Below are 15,502 nucleotides of genomic sequence, written 5' to 3'. Positions count from 1 at the left end.
AACTTAGAAAGGAATCTAAAAATGAAAATAATCGCGTATTACTTACCGCAATTTCATATAATTCCTGAAAACAATGAGTGGTGGGGAGAGGGGTTTACTGAGTGGGTAAATGTCAAGAATGCTAAACCTTTATTTAAAGGTCACAGACAACCGATTGTACCTTTTCAAAACAATTATTACTCTTTGGATCAAGATGAGGTAATAAAATGGCAAATTGATTTAGCTAAAGAACACCATGTTTATGGATTTTGTATTTATCACTATTGGTTTAATGGCAAAAAACTTTTAGAAAAGCCAATGGAGCGACTTAGAGATAATCCAGAACTAAATCATCCATACTGCATTTGCTGGGCTAATGAAAGCTGGACCAATGCATGGGTTGCTGAGGGAAATGTAAAAACCCTAATAAAGCAAACATATGGAGGGAAGAAAGAATGGAAAGAACATTTTGATTACTTGGTAACTTTTTTTAAGGATAAAAACTATATATGTGAAAATAATAGACCGCTCTTAGTTATTTATAGACCTGAGTTAATTGACAAACTAAATGAGATGTTGGATTATTGGTCTGACTTAGCAAAAAAAGAAGGATTCGATGGAATTGATTATGCTTACCAGCAAATTTCATTTTCTTTAATGAAAGATAAAGATGATAGTAGATTTAAATATGATATTGAATATGAACCGGGTTATGCAAGGTATGATCTACAAAATTCAAATAGTAAAAAAACTGGGAAGTATTTCTTTAAAGTTAAGAGTTTAGTAAGAAATTTGGCTAGTCGGATTGATAAAAAATTCGGTAGTAATATTACTGCTAGATTGAGCAAAAAACAATTACAATTCGAAGATTATGATGAATTATGTAATGAAATTATAAATCGAAAACCTTCAAGTGATAAATCTGTACCAGGCATGTTTGTTGGATGGGATAACACACCTCGACGAGGTAATAAGGGAGGTAGAGTTTGTCTTAATTCATCACCCGAGAAATTTGAATATTATCTTTCGAAGCAATTTGAAAATGCGATACACAATTATAAAAAAGATATGATATTTATCTTTGCATGGAATGAATGGGCTGAGGGTGGCTATCTTGAGCCTGATTCACATAATGAATATAAATATTTAGAAGCTATAAAGAGAACAGTAGAAAAATACTCTACAGAAGAAATGGGTTAAAAGAATGATAACATCAAGTCTAAATAATAAAAGGATAAAAAAAGAATATTTCTTGGTTATAATTACCTCTTTGCTTTTTATTATCTATAATAGTTTATTGTGGATTCTTTTAAGTAATATTCATATGGAACTTAGTGATGCAATAATTTTATTGATTATTGCATCGATTTTACCAAGTTATCTTTTTATGATATACAGTATTAAAAAGCATTTTGGAATAACAAGATTTTACTTCATTTTTCTGATTCTCACAGTATTGTTTTATTATGGTCAACATCTATTGGTAATCATAGATAAAAGTTATTTATTAAGCCAGAATTATACAATATTAGATGGTAGAATTGATAATCAGAGTATTATTAATGCATCATTTTTAATCATCCAATCCCTTTTACTTGTCCATATAGGATATTTTAGTAATGTTAGGTACAGATGGTATGATTTTAATTCAAAAGAAGTTGAATCAAATAGAAATGAAATTGATAAGAAAGTCTATAAATCATTTAAAATCATCGCCTGGATCCTATTTATTATTTCAGCGATAGCGATGCTTATAAAACTTTCATATTTGATTCAATTAAATCAATTATACGGTTATCTAGAGAGGAGAACCCTTGAGACATCTGAAGAGTTTACCGCAGGTTTAGGTAACTTTGCTTTATATTTGTCAGAATGGTTTTTGCCATCAATTTATATGCTTTTTATTTTCAATACTGGAAAGTATAAGAAAAAGCTTATGTACTTGATAGTTGGAGTATTTTCTATATTATACTTAATGTCAGGTTCTCGTTTTTTATTGTTAAAGGTAGGTATGGGTATATTTTTAATTCAATACATTTGGATAAAGCCATTAACTAAAAAAAATATGAGAACGATAATAATTTTGGGGTTAGTTGGTGTTCTTATATTAAAAATTATTTCTTTATCGAGAGCAGTGTCTGATGTTAGTTTTAGTAGTATTTCTAATATTTTCTATGAACTTTGGAATGGAGGTCTTTTCAGTAGCATTTTGTGGGAAACTGGAATTACTTTTACTTCTGTTAGCAATGTCATTGATAAGGCTCCATCTGTAATCCCGCTTTTTAACGGGAGGTCATATTTGGGATCGATTTTACTATTTCTGCCTTCGTTTATGCGATTCGATTTCTTTGAAACGTATAATTTAGTAGTAAGTGCAACTTTTTCACCACTATACTACAATACCAATTTAATAGGCTATGGATCATCATTTATTACTGAAGCATATTACAATTTTGGTTACTTGATGTTTCCCTTCATGATATTAATGGGTGCGTTGTTTGGAAAACTTGAAAATCTATTAATTAAAGCGAAAGTGACAAGGAACGCTCCATTATTTTTCTTAATCACTTATGTTTTAAGTGAATTAATTTACATTGTTAGAAATGATATATATGCAATACCAAGATTTGTAATTTTCTATGCTATAGTTCCACTTGTGTTATACAAATGTTTAAATTTATTTTTTAAAAAAAAGAAAATGGCAAAGAATGAGACTAAATAATTATTATTATTATATATGTATTGATTAGAAAAATTTAATCGGTTTTAAGGAGGAAATTTTCATGAAAGGTATTATTTTAGCTGGAGGTTCGGGAACAAGATTATATCCATTAACAATGGTAACAAGCAAACAATTATTACCAGTTTATGACAAACCAATGATATATTATCCGCTTTCTGTACTTATGTTGGCGGGTATCAAAGATATTCTTATTATTTCAACACCTCAAGACTTACCTAATTTTGAGAAATTATTGGGTGATGGTAGTCAGTTTGGAATTAATTTGGAGTATGCAGAGCAGCCTTCACCAGATGGACTTGCACAAGCCTTTATTATTGGAGAAGATTTTATTGGTGACGATAATGTTGCTATGATTTTGGGAGACAACATCTACTATGGAAATGGATTCACTCCAATTTTGAAAGAAGCTGCAGAAAATGCTAAAAATGGTAAAGCAACTATATTTGGATACTATGTTCATGATCCGGAACGTTTTGGAATAGTTGAGTTTGATGACAGTGGAAAAGTCCTTTCAGTTGAAGAAAAACCTCAAAATCCTAAGTCAAATTATTGCATAACAGGGCTTTATTTTTATGACAACAGAGTTGTTGATTTTGCAAAAAAAGTCAAGCCATCAGCAAGAGGCGAGCTTGAAATTACCGATTTAAATCGTATGTATCTTGAGGACGGAACTTTGAATGTAAAATTACTTGGTAGAGGCTATGCTTGGCTTGATACTGGAACTATGGACAGTCTAATTAAAGCAGCTGAATTTGTACAGATGGTAGAAAAAAGACAGAGCATAAAAATATCAGCACTAGAAGAAATAGCTTATCATAATGAGTGGATTAGCAAAGAAACACTTTTATTATCAGCTCAGAAGTATGGTAAATCACCGTATGGAGATCATTTAAAGAAAGTTGCTGAAGGTAAAATTAGATATTAGAAAGAGGTTTAACTTATGAATATCATTAAAACAGATATAGAAGAAGTCTTTATAGTTGAATCTAAAGTTTTTGGAGATCATAGAGGCTGGTTTTCTGAAACATATTCAAGAGAAAAGTTTAAAGAACTAGGGATTGAGATTGAATTTATTCAAGATAATCACTCATACTCAGCTCAAAAAGGAACTTTGAGGGGGTTACATTTTCAACTCAATCCTAAAGCGCAAACAAAACTTGTAAGATGTACAAAAGGTAAAATTTTAGATGTAGTTGTGGATATTAGGGAAGGCTCACCTACATATAAAAAATGGGTATCTATAGAGCTTACTGAAGCGAACAAAAGACAACTATTTATCCCTAAAGGATTTGCTCATGGATTCTTAGCCTTGACAGATGATGTAGAAGTCCAGTATAAAGTTGATGAATACTACTCATCAGAAAATGATAGGAGCGTTAAATTTGATGATCCAGAGATTGGAATTGATTGGGGAATAACTAAACCTATCCTATCAGATAAAGATTTTAACGCACCAAAACTTAGAGACAGTGATGCAAACTTTAAATATTAGAGAAAGAGAGGAATAGATATATGAATGTATTAGTGACTGGTGGTGCTGGGTTTATTGGGAGCAATTTTATATTTCATATACTTGACCAGCATCCAAACTATAGAGTAGTATGTTTAGATGCTTTAACGTATGCAGGTAATTTATCAACTTTAGAATCGGTGATGGATAATTCCAAATTTAGATTTGTCAAAGGTGATATTACAGATAGAGAGTTAATAGACCAATTGTTTAAAGAGGAAAAATTTGATTTTGTTGTCAATTTTGCTGCAGAGTCTCATGTAGATAGATCAATTGAAGATCCAGGTGTTTTCTTGAAAACCAATATTTTGGGAACACAAGTATTAATGGATGCATCAAGAACATACGGAATTAAAAGATTTCATCAAGTTTCAACAGATGAAGTATATGGTGACCTGCCGTTAGATAGACCAGATTTATTTTTTACTGAGGAAACACCAATCCATACATCCTCACCATATTCTGCATCAAAAGCATCGGCAGATTTGTTGGTACAGGCTTATCATAGGACATTTAAATTGCCTGTAACTATTTCAAGATGTTCTAATAACTATGGCCCGTATCATTTTCCGGAAAAACTTATTCCTCTGATGATTTCAAGGGCATTAAATGATGAATCATTGCCTGTTTATGGTAAGGGTGAGAATGTTAGGGATTGGCTATATGTAGGCGATCACTGTACAGCGATTGACTTGATTCTTCATAAAGGTAAAGAGGGAGAAGTATATAATATTGGTGGTCATAATGAAAAATCAAACTTAGAAGTAGTAAAGACTATCTTGAGAGAGTTGGGTAAGCCAGAATCTTTAATAACTTATGTTAAGGATAGAGTAGGTCATGATATGCGATATGCTATCAATCCTACAAAGACAAGGAGAGAGCTAGGATGGGAGCCAACAACACTATTTGACGATGGTATCAAACAAACTATTAAGTGGTATCTTGATAATCGCACTTGGTGGGAAAACATCATTTCAGGAGATTATAAAGATTACTATAAGAAGATGTATGAGGATAGGCAAGGTGATGAGTAATGAAAGTACTAGTTACTGGTGCTAACGGGCAACTTGGTTATGATGTTGTAAAAAGGTTGGAACAGAATAAAATTGGGTATTTAGGCACTGACATAGATACTTTGGATATAAGTAATGAAGAGCAGGTAAAAAGGGTTATAAATGATTATAACCCTGATGTTGTGATTCATTGCGCAGCATATACTGCAGTAGATAAAGCTGAAGATGAAAGAAAATTATGCTATGCAGTGAATGTACTGGGTACAAGGTATGTTGCTGATTCCTGTAAAGAGACGAATGCAAAGATGGTTTATATAAGCACAGATTATGTATTTGATGGTGAAGGGGATAAGCCATTCGAAGTAACTGATACACCTAATCCTGTTAACTACTATGGTCAAACAAAACATGAAGGTGAACTTGAAGTTCAGAAGAGTCTAGAGAAATGCTTTATTATACGTATATCTTGGGTATTTGGTATTCATGGGAATAATTTCGTTAAGACTATGCTTAGACTAGGAAAAGAAAGAGATGAATTGTCGGTAGTGTCAGATCAAATTGGCTCACCAACTTATACATATGACTTGGCTGGGTTATTGGTTGATATGATTCAAACAGAAAAATATGGGATTTATCATGCTACAAATGAGGGGTATTGTAGTTGGTACGAATTTGCATGCGAAATATTTAGACAAGCTGGAATAGATATCAAAGTTAATCCTATTAAGACGGAAGATTATCCTACTAAAGCTAGAAGACCCAAGAATTCAAGGTTAAGTAAAGAGTTGTTATATGAATTCAAAAAACTGAAAAAATGGCAAACCGCATTGAAAAATTACTTAAATTCCTACGAAATGAGATAATAGAAAATGAGTGATTTATACAAAAAAGTAAGTGGGACATTTTTATTAAAGATAATAGGATTATCAATAGGATTCATCTTTCAAATAATTTTGGGCAGAATGTTAGGCCCAGAAATGTATGGTAAGTATACCATGTATTTAACATATACGGTGATTTTATCAATCATTTCAGTTTTTGGAATGGATCAAAATCTTATAAAGGAAATTCCTAAATATATTGAAAGTAAAAATAAGGCTGGATCATATTTAAAACTGTCATTACTAATATCTGTACTGATAACCATAATATTAAGCGGTTCAATTTTTTTAATAAATCAAGTAAATAATTTCGGATTCGAAATTTATATATTAATAATAATGCTATTTATTAAAACGATTATTACAATAATCGACGGATTTTTGCAAGGAATTGGCCTAGTTGTAAGAGTCACTTTTTTAAATATCGTTGCTAACAACTTGCTAAAAATGATTGGTTTTTTTATAATGATATATTTTGGTATTGATCCTTTTAAGTCGGCATTATATGTCTTTATCTTAAGTGAACTAATTACACTTATTGTAAGGATGTCTGTTATATCTAAGTTCTTAAATATAAAAAATAATAGTAAAGTTTTGACTAAACATGAGAAAATAGCATTTATTAAGTATTCAATTACAGTAGCTTTAATAGCAGGAATAGGGTTGTTAATTCAAAGTATAGATAAAATAATGATTTCAACATTAATAGATATGGAAAGTGTTGGTTTGTATAAAGTGGCACAAAATTATGTTTCACTAATTAGTGTTTTTATAGCTCCTTTTATTGCATTTTGGCCAGTTATATCTAAGTTGTATCATGATAATCAAATAAAAGAAATTGAAATTGAGATGAAAAAAATAGTTACGATAATTATTTATCTTGTAACTCCGATGTTCTTTCTATTTTTGTATCTAAGCGATGAGCTACTGTTAATTTTTGGGACTGAATATGCTACAAATGTTTCTAAGCAAGTATTAATTATATTATCATTGTCTTTTCTTATTGACGCAATATCAGGACCTATTGGATCAATTTTGACTATGACAAAATACGCTAAATATATTCTATACAATAATATATTATCTCTAATTCTTAATTTGGTTCTAAATTACATCTTAATCAAAAATTATGGAATTGTTGGTGTCGCAATAGGAACAGGGATAAGTGTGATAGTTAGTAATCTATTATCAATAATTGAGGTTAAACTACTCTTGGGAATATTTTCCTATGATGGAAGTAATATTATACAAACAATTGGATTGATAGGATTGAACATTATCAGTTGTATATTCATTGAAAAAAGTCTTAATGTCAATAATGAGTATCTCTATATAATTTCTTTTGGCCTTGTTTTATATACAATTAATGGATTAGCTATATATTTATTTAGAAGGAATGAAATTAATAATTTATTGGATGAGTGGAGAGTTTAGGATGGAAAAAATAAAATCTAGTATTAAAAAACTTATTCTCTTGTTAATTAATTGTTGTGTTTTAATATTAACTTTTTTCATACCTAAAACTGATAGGATTATTATTGTAGGTGGATGGTTTGGTGAAAGATTTGCAGACAATTCAAAGCATTTTTTTCTGAATGTATTTAATAACAAATATAAATTAAATATTAGTAAAATAATATGGATTACAAGAGATGAACAGGTATTTAAAGAATTAAGAGAAAATGGGTTCTTGGTTTTTAAAGTTTGGTCTTTGCTAGGTATTTGGTACCATTTAAGAGCAAAATATCATGTCATAGATCAAACCCTTTCAGATATCAATCCATTTTTTTCGGTAAGATCAAAGAGAATCAATTTATGGCATGGCTTTCCTTTAAAAAAAATTGGAATATATATGAAAAATAATCATATTAGGAAACCCCAATACGGAACATTAAAATGGACTATAGATAAAATAACATTTAAAGGATGTTGGTTTGATTATTATTTATTAGCGACATCTGAATTTTCAGCAGAGATAATTGGTAGGGCTTTTGAAATAAGTAAAGAACGAATAATAATTTCAGGCTACCCTAGAAACTATGAACCTTTTATTGAGAACCCTTTTATCTTTATTACAGAAAATGAACGTATTTACCGAAATAGAATTCAGGGATTTATTGATAAAGGTTATAAAGCTGTTGGTTATTTCCCCACATTTAGAGATAAGAAAGAAACTTTAATTTTTGGGACTAAGGATTTAAAAGAGTTAAATAAGTTTCTTGATTTTTGTGAGAAATCAAAATTAAAAGTTGTTGGGAAATTTCATTTTGCTGGAAAAAAAGATAGTTTTAATGGTGCGGATGAGCATGATGCCTTTATTAATTTACCTTCGGATGCAGATGTTTATACTTTTTTGAGTCAAATTGATATTCTAATAACAGATTACTCGTCAATATATTATGATTTTCTTCTATGGAAGAAACCAATTATTTTTTTTCCTTATGATTTAGAGTATTTTAAGAATGAAGATAGAGGTTTTATCTATGATTATGATGATTTTACTCCTGGAGATAAAGTTGTGAATTGTGCACAACTACAATCGCTTTTGGTAGATGGTGTTGATAGTTACTCTAAGATGTATTTTACTAGATACAAAGATAAAGCCAATAAGGTTGCAAGAAAAATTTTTGTAGATTACGAGAATATGGGGATAGAGCATTTAATCAGTCAAATAAGAAAATAATGGGGAAGAGGATAAAAAACATGTGCGGCATTAATGGAATTTTTAGTAATAAGAGTATACCTGAGATTGAAAAACGTATCGATAGAATGAATGATTTAATTGGTCATCGTGGACCAGATGACAGGAGTCGTAGAGTGCTTTCAGAAAAAGCAGCATTTGGTCACAGACGGTTATCAATTATCGATACTAGTTCGAGATCTAATCAACCAATGATTTCTAACTCAGGAAGATGGACAATAATTTTTAACGGTGAGATTTACAATCATCTTGATCTAAAGAATGGCTTAAATTATGACTTCAAGACAACATCGGATACAGAAGTAATACTTGCGTTTGTTGAAGAGCATGGGTTTAATGAATTCCTAAAAAAAAGTAATGGGATGTTTGCAATAGCTCTTTATGATAGAGTAGAGAATGAATTACTATTAGCAAGAGACAGACTAGGAATTAAACCTTTATTCTATTATTTTGATTCAGAAAAAATTGTATTTTCTTCGGAAATGAAAGGCATCTTAGGTAGTGGTTTAGTAGAAGCTGAATTTAATGAATCAGCGATTGATGAATATCTTGGGTATCGATATGTAAGAGAACCATATACTTTTTTTAATAATATTCTTCAGTTAGAATCAGGATCTTTGATGTCTATTGATTGCAAGTTGAATATCAAAACAGAAAAGTTTTGGGACTTACCAGTAGAGTTCAATGTCGATCAAATTTATGACGAGTTAGAACTATCGAAGGAGTTCAATGAACAGGTAAAAGCTGCAATAGAAAGAAGATTGATGGCAGATGTACCATTAGGAACATATTTAAGTGGTGGTGTGGATTCGAGTTTAATATCAGCGATAACAAGCCAAGTTTCAGATATAAAAATAAACACTTATACAATTGGATTTCCAGAGTTAAACGAATTTAAGTATGCTCGTATGGTAGCTCAAAAATATAACACGATACATCATGAAATTAATATCGATACAAACGAGTATTTTGACACAATGAATGAAGTTATTGGCTATAAAGATGCACCTCTAGGAGTTCCTAATGAAATACCACTTGCTTTAATGTCAAGAGTATTAAAAGAAAAAATCACCGTTGTACTTTCAGGTGAAGGCGCAGATGAGTTGATGGGAGGTTATGGAAGAATATACAGATCTCCTTTTGATTATGAGAATCATATAGAGAAGAAAAAATCATTCTATGAATACTTTACGGAGCTCTATGAGTACGTTCCAAGAATTATAAGAGACAACTATTTGAACGTCAATACTGAGCTTAGAAATGAATTTGACGAGAAAGTTAAATTAGAATTCTTAGGTAGGACCAATGAAGAGAGCGTTTTTAAATTTTTCCATAAATATCATGTAAAAGGACTCCTTAATAGGGTAGATATAACTACAATGTTAGCAAGTGTAGAAGCAAGAGTTCCTTTCCTTGACCATGAGCTAGTAGAATTCTCTTATAAAAAAATTCCTTATGATTTGAAGTTGCGTTGGAAAAGTGATGCATTGAAAGAAGAATCTAAGAAACTTACTTCAAATGAATACAGTGAAGTAAATGACATTCCCAAGTATCTTCTCAGAAAAATTGGATACGATTATTTGCAAGATGAGATTATAGAAAGAAAGAAAGTAGGTTTTCCAGTTCCTTTGAATGAATGGCTACACTCTTTGGAGAAACAAGCTAAGGATATTTTGAAAGATGTATACTGGTTGAAAACAGATAAGATAGATGAATTATTGGAAGAAAGTAAAAATAACTTACGAGCTGGACAAATTATTTGGATGTTTATAAATATTGAATTGTTTAGGAAGAAATACTTTAAAAAAAGCTGGATGTATTAAATAACTACAATAAAGGAGATAAAAGTTATGATTATTGGCTACACAACAGGGGTATTTGATTTATTTCACATTGGACATTTGAATATGTTAAAAAATGCTAAATCTATGTGTGATAAACTTATAGTAGGAGTAACAACAGATGAACTTGTATCATACAAGAATAAAAAAGCAGTAATTCCTTTTGATGAAAGACTTGAAATTGTTAGAAACATAAAGTATGTAGATGCTGTAATTGCTCAAGAAAGCATGGATAAATTTGAAACTTGGAAGAAGTTAAAATTTGATGTAATGTTTGTTGGAGATGATTGGTATAACACTGATAAATGGAATAATTTCGAAAAGCAGTTTAATGAAGTAGGTGTAAGAATTATTTACTTCCCATATCATAAAGGTACTTCATCAACATTAATTAATGAAACGTTATTAAAACTCCGTGGTGAAAAAAAGGATTAGAGTTTTAAAGGGCAAAATCAGTGAAATTTAGTTTGCTGATGCACTCAAAGTTCTAGTCGCTAAAAACTTCCATGTACGCATATGTCTTCAGAAATCAGGGGAACGTTTTAACACTTCACAGAAAGAAGAAAAGTGATAAGATGAATATGGGTGATAAATATGCCAAGGACAGCAAGAAAAAAAAGTAAAACCGGTATATATCATATATGACATGGGGACGGTTTGTTTGGCATGTGAATTGATATAAAGTTTCATAGAGAAAACATCTTTGCCTATATTATCTATTTTATCTAAATTATTGCATGACACCGGGACGATTCGGCTGACACATTTTAAACCAGGCTTGCTTTAAGCCTGGTATAATTGTATAATTATGACAGAGACTAAGTTTAGCTTTTATGAGGGGGGATATGTGGATGAAGATACCTTATGGGATAGCTGATTTTAAGTCATTAAGGAAAGAAAGTTATTTATATGTTGATAAGACTAATTATATTTCTAGCTTAGAGGGGATAGGGAGTAAGTTATTAGAAGATATAAAGTCAATTCTAAATTTTTATATTGAGAAGGTGAAAGAAGCAGGCCAAAAGATATATTTAATAATAGATGAATATGACCATTTTGCCAATGATATTATTGCTATGGGGGACAGTGATTTCTATAAAGAGGTAATCAGGGCGACAGGTTTTGTCAGGGATTTCTATGAAACAGTCAAGATAGGAAGCAAAGAAGTAATTGACCGTGTTTTCATCACTGGCATTTCACCTGTAATGCTAGATGACTTGACCAGTGGATTTAATATAGCTGTAAATATTACCTTGAATAGGTTAGTTAACGAAATGCTGGGTTTTACAGAAGATGAAGTAAAAAGAATAATAGAAGAGTTAAATATAGATTTAGATAAAGAAGAGTTATTGTCTGAACTAAGAAAGAATTATAAAGGCTATTTATTTAACAAAGATAGCAAGGAACGGCTCTATAATCCTGATATGATCCTGCATTCTTTTAGTCAGTGGTTGATGACCGGGGACTACCCTGATTGGTAGATGATAATGTCCGGGCAGATTACGGCAGGTTAAATAGACTGGTAGCCAATGAGGCCAACCGGGAGGTTCTGGAAGATATTATTATCGAAGAAGGGATAGTAGCCGATATTATTACCCGTTTTTCCTTCGACATGATGTATGATGAAGACTATTTTGTCTCGCTCTTATTTTATATGGGGTTATTGACAATAGATAAGCAGTATAGGACCAGGCTTCTCTTAAAAATACCCAATTTTATGGTAAAAACAATCTTCTGGGAATATATTGAGAAAAAAATATCAGAAGAATATCAAATCAACTTAGACCTCAATGTACTTAGGAAGTCAATTGAAGAAATGGCCTATGAGGGTGATATTGAACCATATATAGAGTATATAAACAATCATGTCTTTAAGGTCCTTTCCAATTGTGATCTAATAAATTATGATGAAAAGTAATTCTCTTTGCCTATTTGGTGGATAGTAAGGCCTATAAGCCATATAGTGAGACAGAGGTTTAATTAAGTGAAGAGTAAAATAATCTTTATTCTGCCAGATTGATCATTAAATTAAGTTTCAAAAATCAGTATTTTATGATATTATCATACTATAGAGGTGATCATTATGGAAAGAATTAAAGACTTTTTATATCAGCGTGAAGAGATTATTTTTGCTTATTTATATGGGTCGTTGGCCCGGGGAACAGAAAATAAATTAAGCGATATAGATCTTGCTGTATATATTAATGAAAAAAAGAAGCCTGAAAGCGGGACTTTTGGTTACCGTAGTGGAGTAATTACTGAACTTCAAACTCTGGTTGAAAGAGATATTGATTTAATTATTTTAAATGATACTCCTCTTTTACTGGCTTATAATGTGTTAAAGGATGGTAAGCTTTTATTTGAAAAGTCAACTAAAATGAGGGTTAATTTTCATGAATCAATAATGTCGAGATATCTGGATTTTCTACCTTTATTTAAGGTACAGGAAAATTATCTTAAAAAGAGATTAGCTAAAGGTTATTTTGGGAGATGATATGATTGATAGATAGAATGGTAATTATAAGAAAATTAAATGAACTTAATAAATATTTACAACAATTGAGAAAATATGAAGGAGTCGACAAAGAAGAATTAGAAAATAACTTGGATAAATTATGGATAGTGGAAAGAGGTCTTCAACTATGTATTCAGGTCATACTTGATATTGGCAATCATGTTGTATCGGAAAAAGGGGTTGTGGTTGAGCAATATAGTGATATATTTAAAGAATTGATTAAACAGGGTGTTATATCAGAAAATTATGGTAATAGAATCAGGGGTATGGCAGGTTTTAGAAATATACTTGTTCATGAGTATGCAGATGTAGATATTGAAATACTTGTAGAAGTTTTAAATAATAGTCTTAGTGATTTTGAACAATTTGCTTTGTATATTAATAATTATATTGAAACATAAAATTAAGAAAAGTGAAGATCTTATGACTATTGCTGAAAAACTCCTTGAAAAAGGGATTAAAAAAGTAATCTATCACCAACTCAACACCAATCTTTATGAATAACGTGACGCCGGGACGGTTCGGCTGACACATTTTATACCAGGCTTGCTTTAAGCCTGGTATAATTGTATAATTATGACAGAGACTAAGTTTAGCTTTTATGAGGGGGATATGTGGATGAAGATACCTTATGGGATATCTGATTTTAAATCATTAAGAAAAGAAAGTTATTTATATGTTGATAAGACAGATTATATTTCTAGCTTAGAAGAGATAGGGAGTAAATATCTATTTTTCATACGTCCGCGCAGATTTGGTAAGAGCCTTTTTTTATCCACCCTTATTAATTATTATGATTTGAATAATAAAGAAGAGTTTGATGAATTATTTGGTGAGTTATATATTGGGGAAAATCCTACTGAACTAAAAACAAGTTATCTAATCTTACAATTGGATTTTTCAGGCTTAAATACGGATAGTAAGGAAAAGTTATATCTTTCTTTTAAAGAAAGGCTCAGGCAGACTATTACCAGTAATCTAAAGAAATATAGTAATATATTTGAAGACTATCATACTGTTATTAATAAGCTAGAGAACTTAGAAGATATAAGTTCAATTCTAAACTTTTATATTGAGAAGGTGAAAGAGTCAGGTCAAAAGGTATATCTAATTATAGATGAATATGACCATTTTGCCAATGATATTATTGCTATGGGTGACAGTGATTTCTATAAAGAGGTAATCAGGGCGACAGGTTTTGTCAGGGATTTCTATGAAACAGTCAAGATAGGAAGTAAAGAAGTAATTGACCGTGTTTTTATAACCGGTATATCACCAGTTATGTTAGATGATTTGACCAGTGGTTTTAATATTGCTAGCAATATAACCATGAATAAACTGTTTAATGAAATGTTGGGTTTTACTGAGAAAGAAGTAAGGGGTATCATAAAAAAGCTGGCTATAGACATTGATCTAAATAAAGAGGAATTATTATTTGAGTTAAGGAAGAATTATAATGGTTATCTCTTTAACAAAGACAGCAGAGAACGAGTCTACAACCCGGATATGGTTCTGCATTTTTTTAGTCAATGGTTGATGACTGGGGATTACCCTGACCAGTTGATAGATGATAATGTCCGGACAGACTACGGCAGGCTAAATAGACTAGTAGCTAATGAGGCTAACCGGGAGGTTCTGGAAGATATCATCATGGAAGAAGGGATAGTAGCCAATATTATTACCCGTTTTTCCTTTGATATGATGTATGATGAAGACTATTTTGTCTCACTCTTATATTATATGGGTTTATTGACAATTGGAGAGATAAGGTATGGCAAAACCCGATTGGAGATACCCAATCATGTGACACGGGTTATCTTCTGGGAGTATTTTGAGCGCAGATTAAAAAATCAATATCAAATATCTTATGATGTAGAAGAGATGGCTAAGTCTATCTGGCAGATGGGCTTTGATGGGGAGATAAAGCCCTTTCTCTCATATATCAGTGAGAATGTACTACAGAAGCTATCTAATCGTGATTTGATTAATTTTGATGAAAAGTATATAAAGTTAGTTTTATTTTCCTATCTGGTTACCAGTAATCTCTACCGTCCTGTAAGTGAAACAGAAGTAGAGAATGGCTATATAGATATCTATCTGGAACGGGATATCCGGATGCCAGATGTCAAATATGAATGGATTATAGAATTAAAGTACTTAAAGAAGAGTGAACGGGATAAATTGGCAGAGGTTAAGAGAGAAGGACTAAAGCAGTTAGAAAGATATGCAGCCAGTCGTAAATTTGAGGATAAAGATAATATTAAACAGGCTTTAATAATTTTTATTGGTAAAGATGAATATGAATTGATAGTATGATAC

General features: G+C 31.0%; 13 protein-coding genes and 1 pseudogene. All 14 read left to right on the top strand.

What is annotated here, in order from left to right:
- The first annotated feature begins 21 nt into the window (after positions 1-21).
- The 14 genes and pseudogenes from D7D81_RS02075 to D7D81_RS02010 all read left to right on the top strand — a co-directional run bounded on the left by D7D81_RS02075 (position 22) and on the right by D7D81_RS02010 (position 15,499).
- On the top strand, positions 22-1,179 hold the full coding sequence (locus tag D7D81_RS02075) for a glycosyltransferase WbsX family protein (protein ID WP_125986855.1): 1,158 nt from the start codon (positions 22-24) through the stop codon (positions 1,177-1,179).
- Positions 1,180-1,183: 4 nt separating this feature from the next.
- Positions 1,184-2,701, top strand: a complete 1,518-nt coding sequence (gene wzy / locus D7D81_RS02070; RefSeq protein ID WP_125986853.1) for an O-antigen polysaccharide polymerase Wzy — start codon at positions 1,184-1,186, stop codon at positions 2,699-2,701.
- Between the two features lie 61 nt (positions 2,702-2,762).
- Positions 2,763-3,647: a glucose-1-phosphate thymidylyltransferase RfbA gene (gene rfbA, locus D7D81_RS02065; RefSeq protein ID WP_125986851.1), complete on the top strand. Its 885-nt coding sequence runs from the start codon at positions 2,763-2,765 to the stop codon at positions 3,645-3,647.
- 15 nt (positions 3,648-3,662) lie between these two features.
- Positions 3,663-4,214, top strand: a complete 552-nt coding sequence (gene rfbC, locus D7D81_RS02060) for a dTDP-4-dehydrorhamnose 3,5-epimerase (RefSeq protein ID WP_125986849.1) — start codon at positions 3,663-3,665, stop codon at positions 4,212-4,214.
- Positions 4,215-4,234: 20 nt separating this feature from the next.
- Positions 4,235-5,266 (top strand): dTDP-glucose 4,6-dehydratase, encoded by a 1,032-nt coding sequence (gene rfbB, locus D7D81_RS02055; protein WP_125986847.1) that lies wholly within the window; start codon positions 4,235-4,237, stop codon positions 5,264-5,266.
- Entirely contained in the window at positions 5,266-6,108 is an 843-nt protein-coding gene (rfbD, locus tag D7D81_RS02050) for a dTDP-4-dehydrorhamnose reductase (RefSeq protein ID WP_125986845.1), read from the top strand. Before rfbB ends, rfbD begins: the two co-directional genes overlap by 1 nt.
- Positions 6,109-6,114: 6 nt before the next feature.
- On the top strand, positions 6,115-7,560 hold the full coding sequence (locus tag D7D81_RS02045) for a flippase (RefSeq protein ID WP_125986843.1): 1,446 nt from the start codon (positions 6,115-6,117) through the stop codon (positions 7,558-7,560).
- A gap of 1 nt (position 7,561) precedes the next feature.
- Positions 7,562-8,809, top strand: a complete 1,248-nt coding sequence (locus D7D81_RS02040) for a CDP-glycerol glycerophosphotransferase family protein (protein ID WP_205739316.1) — start codon at positions 7,562-7,564, stop codon at positions 8,807-8,809.
- Positions 8,809-10,650: an asparagine synthase (glutamine-hydrolyzing) gene (gene asnB, locus D7D81_RS02035; RefSeq protein WP_125986839.1), complete on the top strand. Its 1,842-nt coding sequence runs from the start codon at positions 8,809-8,811 to the stop codon at positions 10,648-10,650. Before D7D81_RS02040 ends, asnB begins: the two co-directional genes overlap by 1 nt.
- A gap of 27 nt (positions 10,651-10,677) precedes the next feature.
- Positions 10,678-11,103 carry an FAD synthase family protein gene (locus D7D81_RS02030; RefSeq protein WP_125986837.1) on the top strand — a complete coding sequence of 142 codons (426 nt, stop codon included), beginning with the start codon at positions 10,678-10,680 and terminating at the stop codon, positions 11,101-11,103.
- 410 nt (positions 11,104-11,513) lie between these two features.
- Positions 11,514-12,642: pseudogene (locus tag D7D81_RS20355) on the top strand (AAA family ATPase); the annotation flags it as partial.
- 109 nt (positions 12,643-12,751) lie between these two features.
- Complete coding sequence (gene mntA / locus D7D81_RS02020; protein WP_125986835.1) at positions 12,752-13,162, top strand: type VII toxin-antitoxin system MntA family adenylyltransferase antitoxin; 411 nt, start codon at positions 12,752-12,754, stop codon at positions 13,160-13,162.
- 5 nt (positions 13,163-13,167) lie between these two features.
- Positions 13,168-13,584: a type VII toxin-antitoxin system HepT family RNase toxin gene (gene hepT, locus D7D81_RS02015; protein WP_125986834.1), complete on the top strand. Its 417-nt coding sequence runs from the start codon at positions 13,168-13,170 to the stop codon at positions 13,582-13,584.
- A gap of 217 nt (positions 13,585-13,801) precedes the next feature.
- Positions 13,802-15,499, top strand: coding sequence for an AAA family ATPase (locus D7D81_RS02010; RefSeq protein WP_125986832.1), 1,698 nt, complete (start codon positions 13,802-13,804; stop codon positions 15,497-15,499).
- The last annotated feature ends 3 nt before the right edge of the window (positions 15,500-15,502 follow it).

It is taken from the genome of Halocella sp. SP3-1, from assembly GCF_003953885.1.
Classification (GTDB): Bacteria; Bacillota; Halanaerobiia; order Halanaerobiales; family DTU029; genus Iocasia; species Iocasia fonsfrigidae.
Note: the sequence above shows the minus strand (reverse complement) of the source record. Positions and strands in the feature narration are given on the sequence as shown.

Bases quoted from the DNA above. Each gene is read 5' to 3' on its own strand.
- D7D81_RS02075 (WP_125986855.1), top strand. From the start codon at position 22: ATGAAAATAATCGCGTATTACTTACCGCAATTTCATATAATTCCTGAA.
- wzy (WP_125986853.1), top strand. From the start codon at position 1,184: ATGATAACATCAAGTCTAAATAATAAAAGGATAAAAAAAGAATATTTC.
- rfbA (WP_125986851.1), top strand. From the start codon at position 2,763: ATGAAAGGTATTATTTTAGCTGGAGGTTCGGGAACAAGATTATATCCA.
- rfbC (WP_125986849.1), top strand. From the start codon at position 3,663: ATGAATATCATTAAAACAGATATAGAAGAAGTCTTTATAGTTGAATCT.
- rfbB (WP_125986847.1), top strand. From the start codon at position 4,235: ATGAATGTATTAGTGACTGGTGGTGCTGGGTTTATTGGGAGCAATTTT.
- rfbD (WP_125986845.1), top strand. From the start codon at position 5,266: ATGAAAGTACTAGTTACTGGTGCTAACGGGCAACTTGGTTATGATGTT.
- D7D81_RS02045 (WP_125986843.1), top strand. From the start codon at position 6,115: ATGAGTGATTTATACAAAAAAGTAAGTGGGACATTTTTATTAAAGATA.
- D7D81_RS02040 (WP_205739316.1), top strand. From the start codon at position 7,562: ATGGAAAAAATAAAATCTAGTATTAAAAAACTTATTCTCTTGTTAATT.
- asnB (WP_125986839.1), top strand. From the start codon at position 8,809: ATGGGGAAGAGGATAAAAAACATGTGCGGCATTAATGGAATTTTTAGT.
- D7D81_RS02030 (WP_125986837.1), top strand. From the start codon at position 10,678: ATGATTATTGGCTACACAACAGGGGTATTTGATTTATTTCACATTGGA.
- mntA (WP_125986835.1), top strand. From the start codon at position 12,752: ATGGAAAGAATTAAAGACTTTTTATATCAGCGTGAAGAGATTATTTTT.
- D7D81_RS02010 (WP_125986832.1), top strand. From the start codon at position 13,802: ATGAAGATACCTTATGGGATATCTGATTTTAAATCATTAAGAAAAGAA.